General features: G+C 62.8%; 17 protein-coding genes. 11 read left to right on the top strand and 6 right to left on the bottom strand.

What is annotated here, in order from left to right; genetic code table 11:
• Positions 1 to 149: 149 nt before the first annotated feature.
• Positions 150 to 1,076: an alpha/beta fold hydrolase gene (locus ACF8GF_RS11550; protein ID WP_176684665.1), complete on the top strand. Its 927-nt coding sequence runs from the start codon at positions 150 to 152 to the stop codon at positions 1,074 to 1,076.
• Positions 1,077 to 1,152: 76 nt separating this feature from the next.
• Positions 1,153 to 1,572, top strand: a complete 420-nt coding sequence (locus ACF8GF_RS11545; RefSeq protein WP_176684664.1) for a VOC family protein — start codon at positions 1,153 to 1,155, stop codon at positions 1,570 to 1,572.
• Positions 1,573 to 1,723: 151 nt separating this feature from the next.
• Here the strand turns inward: ACF8GF_RS11545 and ACF8GF_RS11540 are convergent, their stop codons facing one another.
• Positions 1,724 to 2,293 carry a hypothetical protein gene (locus tag ACF8GF_RS11540; RefSeq protein WP_176684663.1) on the bottom strand — a complete coding sequence of 190 codons (570 nt, stop codon included), beginning with the start codon at positions 2,291 to 2,293 and terminating at the stop codon, positions 1,724 to 1,726.
• 369 nt (positions 2,294 to 2,662) lie between these two features.
• Between ACF8GF_RS11540 and ACF8GF_RS11535 the strand changes: the two genes are divergently transcribed.
• Positions 2,663 to 3,574, top strand: coding sequence for a LysR family transcriptional regulator (locus ACF8GF_RS11535; protein WP_176684662.1), 912 nt, complete (start codon positions 2,663 to 2,665; stop codon positions 3,572 to 3,574).
• Between the two features lie 45 nt (positions 3,575 to 3,619).
• On the opposite strand, the gene ACF8GF_RS11530 is transcribed toward ACF8GF_RS11535, so the two are convergent.
• Positions 3,620 to 4,093: a YMGG-like glycine zipper-containing protein gene (locus tag ACF8GF_RS11530; protein ID WP_176684661.1), complete on the bottom strand. Its 474-nt coding sequence runs from the start codon at positions 4,091 to 4,093 to the stop codon at positions 3,620 to 3,622.
• A gap of 150 nt (positions 4,094 to 4,243) precedes the next feature.
• Between ACF8GF_RS11530 and ACF8GF_RS11525 the strand changes: the two genes are divergently transcribed.
• The 5 genes from ACF8GF_RS11525 to ACF8GF_RS11505 all read left to right on the top strand — a co-directional run bounded on the left by ACF8GF_RS11525 (position 4,244) and on the right by ACF8GF_RS11505 (position 7,885).
• Positions 4,244 to 4,840 carry a paraquat-inducible protein A gene (locus tag ACF8GF_RS11525; RefSeq protein ID WP_014860839.1) on the top strand — a complete coding sequence of 199 codons (597 nt, stop codon included), beginning with the start codon at positions 4,244 to 4,246 and terminating at the stop codon, positions 4,838 to 4,840.
• Positions 4,837 to 5,466 carry a paraquat-inducible protein A gene (locus ACF8GF_RS11520; protein ID WP_176684660.1) on the top strand — a complete coding sequence of 210 codons (630 nt, stop codon included), beginning with the start codon at positions 4,837 to 4,839 and terminating at the stop codon, positions 5,464 to 5,466. The genes ACF8GF_RS11525 and ACF8GF_RS11520 overlap by 4 nt, the downstream gene beginning before the upstream one ends.
• Positions 5,466 to 7,106, top strand: a complete 1,641-nt coding sequence (locus ACF8GF_RS11515; protein ID WP_176684659.1) for an intermembrane transport protein PqiB — start codon at positions 5,466 to 5,468, stop codon at positions 7,104 to 7,106. Before ACF8GF_RS11520 ends, ACF8GF_RS11515 begins: the two co-directional genes overlap by 1 nt.
• A gap of 11 nt (positions 7,107 to 7,117) precedes the next feature.
• Entirely contained in the window at positions 7,118 to 7,648 is a 531-nt protein-coding gene (locus ACF8GF_RS11510) for a membrane integrity-associated transporter subunit PqiC (protein WP_176684658.1), read from the top strand.
• An 81-nt stretch (positions 7,649 to 7,729) separates the two neighbouring features.
• Positions 7,730 to 7,885, top strand: coding sequence for a DUF2986 domain-containing protein (locus tag ACF8GF_RS11505; protein ID WP_003250831.1), 156 nt, complete (start codon positions 7,730 to 7,732; stop codon positions 7,883 to 7,885).
• A 29-nt stretch (positions 7,886 to 7,914) separates the two neighbouring features.
• Here ACF8GF_RS11505 and ACF8GF_RS11500 read toward each other — a convergent pair whose 3' ends face one another.
• Together ACF8GF_RS11500 and ACF8GF_RS11495 are read right to left on the bottom strand one after the other, a co-directional pair.
• The gene (locus ACF8GF_RS11500) at positions 7,915 to 8,289 is read right to left on the bottom strand and encodes a hypothetical protein (protein WP_209965315.1); all 375 of its coding nucleotides are present in this window, start codon (positions 8,287 to 8,289) and stop codon (positions 7,915 to 7,917) included.
• Between the two features lie 199 nt (positions 8,290 to 8,488).
• On the bottom strand, positions 8,489 to 9,079 hold the full coding sequence (locus tag ACF8GF_RS11495) for a biliverdin-producing heme oxygenase (RefSeq protein ID WP_176684656.1): 591 nt from the start codon (positions 9,077 to 9,079) through the stop codon (positions 8,489 to 8,491).
• 162 nt (positions 9,080 to 9,241) lie between these two features.
• On the opposite strand from ACF8GF_RS11495, the gene ACF8GF_RS11490 reads away from it, so the two are divergent.
• Positions 9,242 to 9,733 carry a GNAT family N-acetyltransferase gene (locus ACF8GF_RS11490; protein ID WP_392488097.1) on the top strand — a complete coding sequence of 164 codons (492 nt, stop codon included), beginning with the start codon at positions 9,242 to 9,244 and terminating at the stop codon, positions 9,731 to 9,733.
• Positions 9,734 to 9,820: 87 nt separating this feature from the next.
• Here ACF8GF_RS11490 and ACF8GF_RS11485 read toward each other — a convergent pair whose 3' ends face one another.
• Positions 9,821 to 11,194: an 8-oxoguanine deaminase gene (locus ACF8GF_RS11485; RefSeq protein ID WP_209965322.1), complete on the bottom strand. Its 1,374-nt coding sequence runs from the start codon at positions 11,192 to 11,194 to the stop codon at positions 9,821 to 9,823.
• A 235-nt stretch (positions 11,195 to 11,429) separates the two neighbouring features.
• Complete coding sequence (locus tag ACF8GF_RS11480) at positions 11,430 to 12,812, bottom strand: APC family permease (protein WP_392488096.1); 1,383 nt, start codon at positions 12,810 to 12,812, stop codon at positions 11,430 to 11,432.
• Positions 12,813 to 13,093: 281 nt separating this feature from the next.
• Between ACF8GF_RS11480 and ACF8GF_RS11475 the strand changes: the two genes are divergently transcribed.
• Positions 13,094 to 13,936, top strand: a complete 843-nt coding sequence (locus tag ACF8GF_RS11475; RefSeq protein WP_010953510.1) for a helix-turn-helix transcriptional regulator — start codon at positions 13,094 to 13,096, stop codon at positions 13,934 to 13,936.
• 42 nt (positions 13,937 to 13,978) lie between these two features.
• Complete coding sequence (locus ACF8GF_RS11470; RefSeq protein ID WP_209965328.1) at positions 13,979 to 15,361, top strand: aspartate aminotransferase family protein; 1,383 nt, start codon at positions 13,979 to 13,981, stop codon at positions 15,359 to 15,361.
• Positions 15,362 to 15,537 lie beyond the last annotated feature (176 nt).

Below are 15,537 nucleotides of genomic sequence, written 5' to 3'. Positions count from 1 at the left end.
CGCTGATCAAGGCGTCGGTGTGCGGTAGATAGTTGTTTGGCAGCGGTCGGTCCTGCGCATGTGCGGGTCGGTGAGGGGCTGGCAGCGAGGGAGGATCTGCGAGAGGGTGGGGCAGGTCATGGTGCAGGCCTCAGCCAAGGAGAATTGCAATGCGTTCGCTGTGCAGCCCGAAAGACCACCTGCTAGACCTCGATGGTATTGAAATAGCGGTCCGTACCTGGGGGGAAGAAGACGGTATTCCCATATTGGCCTTGCATGGCTGGCTGGATAACGCGGCCTCGTTCGAGCGGCTGGCGCCGATGCTGGACGGCTGCTTCGTGGTAGCCCCCGACCTGATCGGCCATGGCCGTTCTGGCCATCGTCGCCACGACAGTGGCTATTACCTGTGGGAGCATGCCGAAGACATGCTGGCGGTGACCGACAGCCTGGGCCTGGCGCAATTTCATGTGCTGGCCCATGGCATGGGTACCGGTATAGCGTCGCTGCTGGCGGCCATGACCAGTGGCATTGCCAGCATGACCTTCCTCGACGGCATGGGTGCACCGTTCACGGTTGCCGAGGATGACCGCGTGCAGCACCTGGCGCGGGCCTACCGGCTCAAGCGTATGGTACAGCGCAGCCAGTTGCCGGGTTTTACCGAGCCGGATGTCGGTCGCTTCGATGACCTGGACACCGCCCTGGCGCAACGCCGCGAGCGGCTGGACACCGAACTGTCGGAAGATGCCGCTCGGCTGCTGGCGCTGCGCGACCTGCTTCAACTGGGCGATGGCTATTGCTGGCGCCACGACCCGCGGCTGGTGTTGCCCGAGCCCATGCCACTGACCGAGCGCGAAGCCTGCGACCTGCTCAGCCAGATCCGCTGCCCGTTGTACCTGCTGTTCGGCCGCCAGGGAGCATTCACCGGCGAGGCTTTCACCCGGCGTCAGGCCGCCTTGCCCAGCCAGGCGAAAGTCTCCTGGCACCCAGGCGGGCACCACTTCCATCTGGATGCGCCGGACCGGGCGCTGGTCGACCAACTGCTGCGAATCCTGACGCGCCATGAAGGGGGCGTACTGCAACGCTTGGTGAACGAGTAGCTGATTCTGGTCACGCCGCGGGAACCTGCGCTATGGTGGCGAACGTTTTCGCAAACACGCCACAAGGAGTCCCGGCATGCGACCTTTCACCATCAAGCACATCGACCACCTTGTGTTGCGGGTCCGCGACCTGTCGCGCAGTGTTGCCTTTTACACCGAGCTGCTCGGCTGCACGGTCAGCCGCGTGCGCGAGGATCTGGGCATGGTGCACCTGGCCACGGGCACCGCAATGATCGACCTGGTGACCCTGGATGGCCCGCTGGGGCAGCCAGGCGGAGCTGCACCGGGGGTGGAAGGGCGCAACCTGCACCATTTCTGCCTGCGCATCGAGCCGTTCGACGAGGCCGCGTTGACGGCCTATCTGGAAGCCGCCGGGGTAAAGGTGGAGCCTGCAGAGAAGCGGTATGGTGCCGAAGGCGAGGGGCTTTCGCTGTACTGCTACGACCCGGATGGTAATCAGGTCGAGTTGAAGGGGCCAGTAGTGCCTGGCGGGTGAAGTGGCGTTTGCCATGGTGGCAGCGACCGGGGATATCAATCACACCTGAAGGTCGAGTTCGGCTGTGCTGGCCTCTTCGCGGGTGAACCCGCTTCTACACAGCTTTCGAAGCCTGTGAAGCAACCGCGAAGAGGCCAGCACAGGCGATCAATCAGTCGAAGTAGCCACGTAGCCCGAATGCATACCCGGTATCCACAGCTGTCGCCTCACCCCGGCTCCAGCGCTTCTTCAACACGAACTCGAACGCCGGCTCGTACAACCCGTCGCGCACCAGTGCCCCCGCCAACACCTCCACGTCATACCAGCCATTGTCCAACTCGATGATCGGCCGTCCTGGCACTTGGTAACGCCCCATCAGGTCACCCAGGGTCTTGGGCGTGAAGTGCTGCAGGATGCGCCAGGTGTACAGCATCAGTGCACCGTGCTCGATCCGCAGCACATAGCCATTGCGCCGGTGCTTCAGGCGGCTGCCGGCCTCGCGCAGGGCTGGTGTGTGGTTGTCGAGGGTGAACAGGATGCGGTAGGGCAGGTTGTCGACACCGGCCAGCGGCAGCACAATACCTTCGCGCACCGCTTGGTCGCCGCTGTCACCGTGAGTGAACGCGTGCGCCAGGTCGTCGGGCAGTTGATGGTCTTGCTTGAAACGCTCAAGCAACTGGATATCGCCGAGCAGAAAGTAGTCGACCAGGTCGTTGAGCACTTCGCTGAATTCGTGGCGCATCTGTTTTCCTTGTGGGTGCGCATTGGGGTAAGGGCAACCGGCTAGAGCTTCTGGGTAATCTGGATCAGGTACGCAAGGGTAGAGCACCAGAGCCTTGGCTTGATCGTCGACGAGGATACTGGTGACCACGATCTTGTAAGCGCACACCGTTTACCTGAGGCCGATGACTATCAGTAAAGACGTTCGGGCATTTTTGACCAGTGGCTGCATTGCCACTGAGGCCCGTTAACCGGGTACCAGCAGCCCCTAAGAAAAACCTGTTCAAGGCATAGGTAAATCCTTTGGCTCTCAGCGCCCGCTCAGCGATAGCCAAGGGTAAAGTGTGAGGCATGACCCAGCCTGCCCAGACCAGCGTCAGAGAGGTACCCTGTGGCTGCCTATACCTTGCGACAACTGAAGTACTTCGTCACCACCGTGGAAGCGGGTAGTGTGGCCGAAGCGTCACGCCAGCTGTACATCGCCCAGCCCTCCATCTCTACGGCCATCAAGAGCCTGGAGGAAAGTTTCGGTGTGCAGTTGTTCATCCGCCACCACGCCCAAGGCGTGTCATTGACGCCCAGCGGCAAACGCTTCTATGCCAAGACCAAGTCGCTGCTGCAGATGGCCCATGAGTTCGAACAGAACGCCCTGGCCGACAACGATACCGTCGCCGGGCAAATCGACATTGGCTGTTTCGAGACCGTGGCGCCACTTTACCTGCCGCGCCTGATCGCCGGCTTTCGCCAGCGCTACCCGGGTGTGGACATTCGCCTGCGCGACGGTGAACAGCAGGACCTGATCCAGGGCCTGACCGCCGGTACCTTCGACCTGGCGTTTCTCTATGACCACGACCTGGACGGCACCATCGAGGCCGAACCGCTGATGCCGCCGCAGAAGCCCTATGTGCTGTTACCAGAGAACCACCGCTTTGCCGGCCAGGCCCAGGTCTCGCTGCGGGACCTGTGCCCGGAGCCGATGATCCTGCTGGACGTGGCCCCTAGCCGCACCTACTTCGTCAGCTTGTTCAACGAGATGGGCCTGGCACCGAACATCGTCTTCAGTTCGCCGTCGATCGAGATGGTGCGCGGTATGGTCGGTCAGGGTTTTGGCTTTTCGTTGCTGGTTACCCGCCCGCACTCGGAATACACCTATGACGGCCAGCGTCTGGCGATGCTCGACATTGCCGAGCCGGTGGCGCTGTCGGGTCTGGCTGCGGCGCGGTTGAAGCGAGTCCAGCTGACCAAGCCGGCGCAGTTGTTCGTGGAGTTTTGCCGGGAAGAGCTGGCCAAGTTCCTGAACTGAGCACGCCATGCCACCCCGGCAGGAGTGGCATGGCGTGGCGATTGCTCAGGGGTTGACCTGATAGCCGCGCCCCTGCAGGCAACCGCTGTAGGCACTGGCATGGGCCTGGGTTTTTGCCTCGTCCTGGCCGCGCCGGTCCTGGCGCCGCTCCTGACGTTGGCGCATGCCACCGACCGCGGCCCCGGCGGCGGCCACTTCGCCGGCACGGTTCTGCCGGTATTGCTGCTTGGCATCGTCACCCACCCGGTCATACACCTCGTCATGCTGGTTGCCGCGCACTTGCGCGCCTGCAGCACCGGCGGCGGCACCCACAGCCGCACCGCGAACGCGGCCACCGACATGTGGGTCGCTGGACGTCGCCACGCCATTTGCGGCATTGGTGGCGACGGTATTGCAATCGTTGATATCCAGTTGCATCTGCTGGCTGCTCTGGCCCTTGAGCGGCACCACCGACTGTGCCTGGGCGGTCGATGCTGCGCACAGTAACACCACCAGGTAACTCCACGTGAACGTACGCATGGCACACCTCCACCGGGCGGAAAGCCCGCCTCACAGGATAGTTCGCCTTTGACGCTGTGATGGAAGTTTTGCCCAGATGGTCTACACCGGATATCAGACGCCGTTCCGATTAGCCTCTTGGCCTGATCCAAGGCTACCTGTGGGCAAACCATGAGCCAGACGCAAGATCTGATCATCTGCGAGTATTGCGACACGGTGTACCACCGTGCACCGCTGCTCAAACATCAACGTGCCCTTTGCCAGCGCTGTGGCGGTGTGCTGTACCGGCACAGGTCACTGACCATCGAGCAGCGGCTGGCATTGAGTGTGACGGGCGGTGTCCTGCTGGTGTTCGCCAACTATTACCCGGTGATGACCATCGGCATGCAGGGGCTGACCCACTCGGCCACATTGTGGGACGCCGTGCAGATCCTCAGTCACGGCAGTATCACCTTCATCGCCTTGGTGATGGCGCTGTCGATCATTTTTGCGCCGCTGCTGCAAATTGCCCTGTTGTGCTGGGTGTTGAGTTTTGCTCTTGCCGGCCAGCGTGCGCCCGGCTTTGCCCTGTGCATGCGTGGCCTGGAAAGCCTGAGGCCCTGGAGCATGCTGGAGGTGTGTCTGCTGGGAGCGATGGTGGCGGTGATCAAGCTGGCGGGGCTGCTCGATGTGATCCCCGGTATCGGCCTGCTGGCCTTGGCCGCACTGAGCATGTTGATCATCCACATTGCCGGCAAGGACATCCGCGACTTGTGGGAACAGGTATGACTACTCCGGCCAATGCGCACGACCTTGGCCTGTGTCTGTGCCATGGCTGTGGCCAGGCATGCGACACAAGCAGTGGCACGCACACCTGCAACCGTTGCGGCGCTGTCATTCACCGGCGCAAGGCCAATGCCATCAGCCGTGGCTGGGCTTTTCTGCTGGCAGCACTGATTTTCTACATCCCCGCCAACCTGCTGCCGGTGATGCACACCGAAATGCTCGGCAGCGGTACAGACAGCACCATCGGCGGTGGCGTGCTGGAGTTCTGGGAAGCCGGGGCCTGGGACATTGCGCTGATCATCTTCATTGCCAGCGTGGGTGTGCCCGCCATCAAGTTCTTGTCCCTTGGCCTGCTGCTGTTCACTGCCCAGCGTGGTTCTTCCTGGGCCTGCCGGCAGCGTTCGCAGTTGTACCGCTTCGTCGAGCTGATCGGTTATTGGTCCATGCTCGATGTGATGGTAGTGGCGCTGGTGGCTGCACTGGTGCAACTGCACGGGCTGGGCACCATCGAGCCTCGCGTGGGCATTCTGTTTTTTGGCATGGTGGTAGTGCTGACCATGTTCTCTGCGATGAGTTTTGATCCACGCCTGATCTGGGATAACCATGCCAACGAGGGGAGGCCGCATTGATGGGGCAGCAGACTGACAAGCGCGAGGGCGCGGGGCAGGTTGAAGTGCGCACCCGGCGTTGGAGTGTGTCGCTGGTATGGATCGTGCCGATCCTGGCAATCCTGATCGGCGCTTCGCTGGTGGTGCGCAACTGGATGCAGCAAGGACCGGTGATTACCATTTCTTTCCACAGCGGGGAGGGGTTGGTGGCGCACAAGACCCAGGTGAAATACCGCAGTGTGGTGATTGGCGAAGTGACCACGGTGGACTTGGCCGACGACAAGAAGAGCGTGGTGGCCAAGGTGCAGCTCTCCAACGATGCCCGATCGTTTGCCACCCGGGGCGCGCGCTTCTGGGTGGTGCGACCGCGTATCGGCGTGGGTGGGGTTTCCGGGGTGGACACGCTGCTATCGGGCAGTTTCATCGGGGCCGACTCCGGTGAATCGAACGTGCCGGAAAAGTCCTTTGTCGGATTGGAACTGCCACCGCCGATCACCTATGACGAAAAGGGTAAGCGTTTTGTTCTGGTTGCCAGCGACCTGGGCTCGCTGGATATCGGCTCTTCGATCTACTACCGCAAGATCCCGGTGGGCGAGGTGGTGTCCTTTGCCCTCCAGGACGATGGCAAGGGGGTGGAGATTGGCGTGTTCGTGCAGGCGCCCTACGACACGTTCGTCACTGCTGACACGCGTTTCTGGAATGCCAGTGGCATCGACATGCAGATCGGTGCCAATGGCCTGAAGGTCGATACCGAATCGCTGTCGTCGATTCTGGTGGGCGGGCTGGCCTTTGGCTCGCCCGATTTCGCCGCGCAAGCCGAGCCTGCTGCCGACCAGGCCCGCTTCCAGCTATTCGCCGACCGCGATAGGGCGCTGTCGCCTCCGCATGGCCAGGCGCAGTACCTGCAGTTGCGCTTCGACCAGGCCATGCGCGGCCTGTCGGTGGGCGCGCCAGTTGAGTTCAAGGGGGTGGAGTTTGGCCGGGTCACCTCGATCCAGCTCGATTACGATGCTACACGGCAGAGCTTCCCGGTCGTGGTCGATGCGGTGATCTACCCGCAGCGGCTAGGGCCGGTGCATCGCAAGATGCTGGCGGTGTTCAAGCACACCGAGGGCGATATGGAAGGTGCGCGGAAACTGATTGGCTCCTTTGTCGAGCATGGGCTGCGGGCCCAGGCACGTAGCGGCAACCTGATCACCGGGCAGATGTTCATTTCGCTGGACTTTTACCCGGATGCCCCCAAGGTGACCTTCGACATGGCTGCCAACCCCATCATGATCCCGACGTTGCCCGGCAGCCTTGAGCAGTTGCAGGAACAGTTGCAGCGGGTAGTGGAGCGCATTGCCAAGCTGCCGCTGGAAAGCATCGCTGGTAACCTGGACGGCAGCCTGCGTGAGCTGCGCGCCAGCCTCAGGCAGTTCAATGGCCAGACACTGCCGGACGTGAACGTGGCGCTGGACGAGGTGCACAAGACCCTGCGTACGGCCAACTCGGCCATTTCCGAAGACTCGCCGCAGCGCCAGCGAATGGGCGAAGCACTGGACGAGCTGGAGCGGATGTCGCGTTCGCTACGCGACCTTGCCGATTATCTTGGCCGCCACCCCGAGTCGCTGATTCGTGGCCGGCCAAAAGCGGCCGGGGCCGCAGACCTTGAACCCTGAGGAGACAACCTATGCAACGACTGCGCAATGTATGTGTGGCCAGCCTGCTGGTGTGGCTCGGGGGCTGCAGCAGTACGCCGAACAACTACCACACGCTGGTACCGAGCGAACCGGTGCGTGACAGCGGCCAGCGCATCCAGGTGGTCAGGGTGGCCATGCCGCCCCAGGTCGACCGCCCGCAGTTGGTCGTGCGGCAAGGGCAGAGCGGCCTGGCCATTCTGGAAACGGAGTGGTGGGGCGCCAACCTGGTGGATGAATTCCGCAGCGCCTTGCAGGACCGGTTGGGCGGCCCGGCGGGCGGCGGCAAGGCGTCGCTGCGGGTGGATGTGCAACGCTTCGACACGGTGCCAGGGCGCTACGCCTCGTTGGAGGCCGTGTGGCGCCTCAAGCAGGAAGGGCAGGCCGAACTGACCTGCCGTACGTCCGTGCAGACTGCCGCGGACAACAGCATCACCAGCCTGGTGAATGCGCACCAGGCCAACCTGCGCACATTGGCCGAGGCGGTGCGGGGGAGTGCCCGGCAGGGTCGCTGCCCTGCATGAACCTTGGCATGATTCACCGCATTTCCCGGCCGCCGGGGTATGATGGCGTTAGCGAAACCGTACTGACAGGCCCCGTGGACCATGAACCGTCGTAAAAAGATCAAACAGCTATTGCAGGCGCATGCCAAAAAGGCCAGTGCCAAACTGGCGCCACGCAAGCCCAAGTACATCTGCAAGGCGGACCGCTTGAAGATGGAGGCAGAGGCGGCGGGCGAGGCTCCCCAGCTGGCCGACTGACACTGCCCCTAAAACCGATCGCATGGGCTTCAACGGCGGTAATAATGATGCGCGTCATGATGACGCTGGCGCATGGCGCGCTCATGGCGGCGCTCCCAATCACGGCGCCGTTCCCAGTCGCGCCGCCGCTCCCAGTCCCGGCGGGCTTGTTCACGCCGCCACTGTTCGCGGCGCCAGTCGCTTCGGTGGTGGTGCCAGCGATTGTCATCGTGCGCCAGCAGCGTGGCCGGCTGCTCAACGGCCGCACTGGCCACCCTGGACCAAGGGTTGCCGGCTGGCTGCAACGGTGATTGAACGACCGGTGCAACGGCCTCGACGGCTTTCATTTGTGTTGCCGATGCAGTGCCCACCGCCGCGAACGAGAACAGGCCGAGCAGCACCAACCTTGCGACACGTATTTTCATGAGCGTAGCCAACCTCTGATAACAATTGAGCCATCTGGCCAGCAGGTGTGGGGCGAACCTTGTCTCGCGTTCCGCTACCTTTCTGCGCCTCACACATAGACAGGGAATCAAGAAAAAGTTCGCTGCAGCAACAACTTGAAGAACTTTGCCGGGGTGGTTGGTGCTGGGCAGTACCCGCAACAGGTGCCATTGCGCTCAGTCAACTGCCTGCAAATACCTCACGCAGATGCCCCCGATAACTGTCGAACGCAGCAATCGCCCCTGCCACCACCTCTGCTTCTTCCTGTTCCTCCAGCACCAGGCTGTCCAGCCTGGCAACAAACTCGCGCCAATGCAGCGCTCGGCCATCCGGATGAGGGGCCAGGTGGCGGGCGCCCTTGTCGCCATCCAGCCCAAGACGTTGTGTGTGCCTGAACAAAAACGCCGCCCCCAGGTTCGAACCTTCACTGCAATACAGCCATCCCAGGGCCTGGGCCGAGCTGACGCAGACCGGTTGGGGGGGCGTTGGCAGTGGCAGGCCCAGGTCGATCAGGTCGGCCTCTACCGCCGCGAAACGCGACAGCGCCGCCAGCCCAGGCAGTTGCTGGTTGAGCTGTTCATCCTGATACAACGCCAGCAGGCTGCCATGAAAGCGGTGCTGCACCTGCAGGAAGCGTCCATAGCGCGCGCGGTTCTCGAAAGGCCGCGCTGCCATCACCAGTTGATCAACGCTGTCATGATCCCTGCTGCTGGCCGCTTTCAGGCGTTTGCAGCGGCTTTGTTCGGTGGAGGGGGAAGTTACAGCGTTCATCGGCGTATCCGTGGCAATAGAGCAAGGCTCCCATGATGCTTGCCGTCCTTGGCAAGCAGCAAGCATCACACGCCCAACCTGAGCGAGTTCGCAATGATGGAGCGCAAGGACGATGCTCATTTATCATGGCGGCTGCCTTTACCATTGCCTAGGATACTTGCCATGAGCGCCCTCCAGTTTCGCCCCCCCGTCCCCGCAGATGCCGAGCGTTGCTACGCCATCGAAATTGGCGCCTATGAAGGGGATGAGGCAGCCACGCTGGAGAAAATCCGCACGCGTATCACGCAGTACCCACAAGGCTTCCTGGTGCTGGAAAGTGACGGCGAGATCGTTGGTTTCATCAACAGTGGTTGCGCCCACGAGGTCGTGATGTCCGACGAGGCATTCAAAGAGCTGGTCGGCCATGACCCGGCGGCAGCGAACGTGGTGATCATGTCGGTGGTTGTAGACCCGGCCCACCAGGGCAAAGGCTACGCCAAAGTGTTGATGAACGAATTCATTGGACGCATGCACGCGGCGGGCAAGCAGGCCATTCACCTGATGTGCAAGGAGCAGCATGTGGCCCTGTACCAGAAACTGGGCTACCAGTACGTGAAACCGTCACCGTCGGAACACGGCGGCATGGCCTGGCATGAGATGGTCATGGACCTTTGAGTGGACATCTCGCTGCGTGACAGCGCAGCCCAAAAGGGCTGCGCACTACCTTCATTCAACCCGGCGATGCCGAGCTGATGCCTGGCATCAAGTGCCACTGACCAACTGATGTGCCAGCTGGTTGTGGCGCTCCAGTACGCGCGGCAGGTCGACAGTGGTCAGCTGGCCGTCTTTCACCACGACGCGGCCGTTGATCACGCTGGTATGCACCTGGGTCGGGGTGCAGAACACCAGTGCCGCCAATGGGTCATGGTGGCCGCCGGCATACGCCACATGGCCCAGGTCGAAGGCGACGAAATCGGCGACCATGCCCGGGGCCAGTGCACCGATATCATTGCGGTTGAGCACTTTCGCGCCACCCAGGGTGGCAATCTCCAGTGCTTCGCGTGCGGTCATCGCGTCAGGGCCAAAGCCCACCCGTTGCAGCAGCAGCGCTTGGCGCACTTCACCGATCATGCTGGCGCCGTCGTTGGAGGCAGAGCCGTCGACCCCCAGGCCCACCGGTACGCCGTGGTCGCGCATCTTGCGCACCGGGGCGATGCCCGAGGCCAGCCGCATGTTCGAGCATGGGCAGTGGGCCACGCCGGTGCCGGTGCGGGCGAACAGCTCGATGCCGTGCTGGTCGAGCTGCACGCAGTGGGCATGCCATACATCGTGGCCGACCCAGCCAAGGTCTTCGGCGTACTCGGCAGGGGTCATGCCGAACTTCTCGCGGCTGTAGGCGATGTCGTTGACGTTCTCGGCCAGGTGGGTGTGCAGCGACACCCCATACTGGCGCGCCAGCACGGCAGCTTCGCGCATCAGGTCGCGGCTGACCGAGAACGGCGAGCATGGCGCGACCACGATGCGGCGCATCGAGCCGTGGCTGGCATCGTGGTAGTCCTCGATCAGGCGTTGCGATTCCTTGAGGATGTCGGCTTCCTTTTCCACCACCGAGTCAGGTGGCAGGCCGCCTTGGCTCTGGCCCACGCTCATGCTGCCGCGCGCGGCGTGGAAGCGCATGCCGATCTCGGCCGCCGCGTGGATGCTGTCGTCGAGCTTGCAGCCGTTGGGGTAGATATACAGGTGATCGCTGGAGGTGGTGCAGCCGGACAGGATCAGCTCGGCCATGGCGGTCTGGGTCGACACCGCGATCATCTCGGGAGTCAGGCGCGCCCAGATCGGGTACAGGTTGGTCAACCAGTTGAACAGCTCGCCGTCCTGAGCGGCCGGTACCACGCGGGTGAGGCTCTGGTACATGTGATGGTGGGTGTTGACCAGGCCTGGGATGACCACCTTGCCGGCCATGTCCAGAATCACGTCGGCGTGCTGAGGGAGGGTTTCGCTGGGGCCGACTTGCCTGATCAGGTTGTCTTCGATGAACAGGCCGCCGTTCTTGATTTCGCGGCGTTCGCCGTCCATGGTGACCAGCAGTGCGGCGTTTTTGACGAGGAGCGTTTTTGCAGGGTTTGTAGATGACATGGTGCAAGCCTGCGCAATACGCATCGGCGATTACCGATGTCATAGGCGCTCGGTATTGTAAGCAAGCTTTTTAGTGATTGTATACAGCTCGAAGCGCCAGTGCCGGCCCCTCAGCAGGTAAGACCGCGAAGCGGCCCGCACAGGTCATATCCATGAATGCTCGCACCGCCTCAGCGCCCGGCCTTGCGTTCCAGCACCGGTACCCGCGAGGCAAAGGCGCGCAAGTCGTCAGGCGTCACTCGGCCATCTGCAGCTCTGGCAGCTTCATGCGGAATGCACGGGTCAGCCCCATTAGCACCAACAGGCCCAGGCCCATCCAGCACAGACCGATGGTAAACGACAGGCTGGTCAGGCTGCTCCATAGCCACAGCGTGCTGAGAAAGCCCAGCCCGGGAATGACGCCGTACAGCAGGGCGTTGCGGCAACCGCGCAGTTTCTGGTCGACCAGGTAGTGCTTGACCACCGCCAGGTTCACCGCCGAGAAGGCGAACAGTGCACCAAAGCTGATCATGTTGGCCACGGTATCCAGGGTGATCACCAGGGCGATCAGGGACAACAGGCTGACCACCAGGATGGCAGTGGCCGGCACGCGCTTTTTCGTCACCAGCTGGCCGAATGCCCGCGGCAATGCGCCGTCGCGGCCCATGGCGAACAGTACGCGCGACACGCTGGCCTGGGACACCATGGCCGAGGCGAAGCAGCCGGCCACGTAGGTAGCGGTGAAGGCGGTTACCAGCAGCTCGCCGCCCACCCGGCGCATCACGTCCACCGAGGCCGAATCCGGGTCGGCGAAGCTGCCCCAGTCGGGGAACACCATCTGTGCGCAGTAAGACACCACCAGAAACAGCAGCCCGCCGATCAACGACACCGCAAGAATCGCCACCGGAATGCGGTAGGTCGGGTTGCTGGTTTCCTCAGCCATGGTCGACACCGCATCAAAACCGAGGAACGACAGGCACAGTACGGCGGCACCGGTCATGATCAACGGCACGCTGAAGCCTTCGTGGTGGAAGGGGGCCAGCAGCGACACCGGCTCCGCCTGTCCGCTGAGCTTGAGAATGGACAGGGCGACGAAGACGATGATGAACACCAGTTGCACCACCACCAGTATCCAGTTGACCCGGGTGATCGACTCGATGCCGATCAGGTTGAGGAAGGTGACCAGGGCAATGGAGCCCGCGACCCACACCCAGGCATGGATGGCCGGGAAGTATTCCGACATGTAGATGCCGATCAGCAGGTAGCTGAGCAGCGGCAGGAAGATGTAGTCGAGCAGCAGTGTCCAACCGGTGATGAAGCCGATATGGCTGCCAAAGGCCTTGCGCGTGTAGGTGTAGACCGAGCCGGAGTAGGGGTGGGCCTGGACCATGCGGCCGTAACTGTAGGCGGTCAGCAGCATGGCGGCGAGCGTGAGCAGGTAGGCGGTGGGCAGATGCCCTTTGGTCATCTGGGTGACCAGCCCGTAGGTGGTGAATACGGCCAGGGGCACCATGTAGGCCAGGCCGAACAGCACCAGGGCGGTCATGCCCATGGACTTGCGGAAGCGGCCGGTGCTGGTACCGGGTTGCGAGGATGCATGCTGGGCGGGGCTATGGGCTGTACTTGTTGTTGTATGCATTGCTAACTCCTGAAAAGGGATGCAGGACACCGCGGCAGGCGAGCAGGCTCGCGACCGTTGGGTGTTGTGCAAGGAGGTCGAGCGGAAGCTCGCAGCGCTGGGGCGGGTTGATGCTCCCACACCCTGCAGGTACCCGGAATCACCCTTTGGGGTGAGCGGCCACTGCCCTTGCCCAGCTCACCCCAAAGGGTGATTCCGGTGTCTGCAGCGCCGTGGGAGTATCTGCTCAACGACGCACCGCACTGGCGGCGGTGCCACTGAAAAGAAACGGCAGGCCCAAAGTGACTAATCAACTGCTTTCAGAACAATGGTTCGAGCACCAGGCCAAGGTCACCGAGGCGATCGGCCGGCCGGGCTTTGCCGCCAGCCTGTTTGCGGCATTGGGTGTGATCCGGCCGATCCAGGCGACCACGGTGTACCTGTACCCGCACGACGGCATGCCCTGTGCGCTGTTCGAGCAGGATGACAAGGCGCCTTGGCAGCCTGAGGGCAATGTCAGCCGCTACCTGTCGGGCTTCTACCTGCTCGACCCGTTCTACGGTGCTTGCGTGGAACAGGTCGAATCCGGCTGCTACGGCCTGTTCGAAGTGGCACCCGATCACTTCGAGGTCAGCGAGTACTACCAATCGTTCTACCGCCACTCGCACCTGGAGGATGAACTCAACTACATCCTGCAGGTGGCGCCCGGGCAAAGCCTGGCGGTGTCGCTGGCCTTCACCGACAAGCTGGATGGGCAAAGCCGCACGCGGTTCGGGCTCATCACGCCTTGGGTGCTGGCGGTACTCGGCAAGCACTTTGCCGGGCTGGACAGCCGCGCAGGCCGCTTCGAGAACATCCTCGAGCAGCGTATTCATGCCGCCCTTAACAACTTCGGCAGCTCGCTGTTGACCGAGCGTGAATGCCGTATCGCCCAGCTGATCCTGCGTGGCCACTCGACCAAGTCGCTGGCCGAGCGGCTGGGCGTATCGGAAGACACCATCAAGTCGCACCGCAAGAACGTCTACGCCAAGCTCGACATCGGCACCCAGTCCGAACTGTTCTCCCTGTTCATCGATGCGCTGGCCAATGCCCAGGGCGTGCTGGGCAAGGACCCGCTGGAAAGCTACATGGGCAAGCTGCGCTGAACGCCAGCCGCCCTGCAACCCCACCGCAAAGGAAAACCAACAATGAACGCGCCTTTCGCCCCGCAACGCCAGACCCGTGACTACCAGGCAGCCGATGCAGCCCACCACATTCATGCCTTCCTCGACCAGAAGGCGCTGAACGCCGAAGGGCCGCGGGTGATCGTTGGTGGCGAACGTTTGCACCTGTGGGACAGTGAGGGCAAGCGCTACCTGGATGGCATGTCCGGCCTGTGGTGCACCCAGCTCGGTTATGGCCGCCGTGACCTGACCGCCGCCGCGGCCACGCAGATGGATCAGTTGGCTTACTACAACATGTTCTTCCACACCACCCACCCGGCGGTGATCGAACTGTCCGAACTGCTGTTCAGCCTGCTGCCGGGGCACTACAGCCACGCGATCTACACCAACTCCGGCTCCGAGGCCAACGAGGTACTGATCCGCACCGTACGCCGCTACTGGCAGGTGGTTGGCCAGCCATCCAAGAAAATCATGATCGGCCGCTGGAACGGCTACCACGGCTCGACCCTGGCGGCCACGGCGCTGGGCGGCATGAAGTTCATGCACGACATGGGCGGGTTGATTCCGGATGTGGCACACATCGACGAACCCTACTGGTACGCCGAGGGCGGTGAACTGACCCCGGCCGAGTTCGGCCGCCGCTGCGCCCTGCAGCTGGAGGAAAAGATCCTCGAGCTGGGTGCCGAAAACGTTGCCGGCTTCATTGCCGAACCCTTCCAGGGGGCGGGCGGCATGATCTTCCCGCCGGAAAGCTACTGGCCGGAAATCCAGCGTATCTGCCGCCAGTACGACGTGCTGCTGTGCGCCGATGAGGTGATTGGTGGCTTTGGCCGCACCGGCGAGTGGTTCGCCCATGAATACTTCGGTTTCGAACCTGACACCCTGTCGATTGCCAAGGGCCTGACCAGCGGCTACGTGCCCATGGGTGGCCTGGTGCTGAGCAAGCGCATTGCCGAGGCGCTGGTGGAGCGGGGCGGGGTATTTGCCCACGGCCTGACCTATTCCGGCCACCCGGTGGCGGCGGCAGTGGCCATCGCCAACCTGAAGGCGTTGCGTGACGAAGGCATCGTCACCCAGGTGAAGGATGACACCGGGCCGTACCTGCAGCGCATCCTGCGCGAGGTGTTCGCCGACCACCCGTTGATCGGCCAGGTGCAGGGCGCCGGGTTGGTGGCAGCGTTGCAGTTCGCCGAGCACAAGCCGACGCGCAAACGCTTTGCCAACGAGAACGACCTGGCCTGGCAGTGCCGCACCTTTGGTTTCGAGGAAGGGGTGATCATTCGCTCGACCCTGGGCCGGATGATCATGGCCCCGGCCTTGATCGCCAACCACAGCGAGCTGGATGAGCTGGTGGAGAAGACCCGGATAGCCGTAGACCGCACGGCGCGGCTGGTCGGCAAGCTCTAAGCCGCTGACAAGGGTAACGCGCTTCCCTGTGGCAGCGGGCACGCCCGCGAACACCGGCGAAGCCGGTGCCATCCACCGTGTCGCCTGATTCGCGGGCATGCCCGCTCCCACAGAGGGAGTGCGGCGTGCTTGCGGACTGTGTGGTACCTGTTACTTGCGCAAGAAGGACCGCCACG

The sequence above is a fragment of the Pseudomonas sp. yb_5 genome (assembly GCF_043103865.1).
In the GTDB taxonomy this organism is placed as follows: domain Bacteria; phylum Pseudomonadota; class Gammaproteobacteria; order Pseudomonadales; family Pseudomonadaceae; genus Aquipseudomonas; species Aquipseudomonas putida_Y.
Note: the sequence above shows the minus strand (reverse complement) of the source record. Positions and strands in the feature narration are given on the sequence as shown.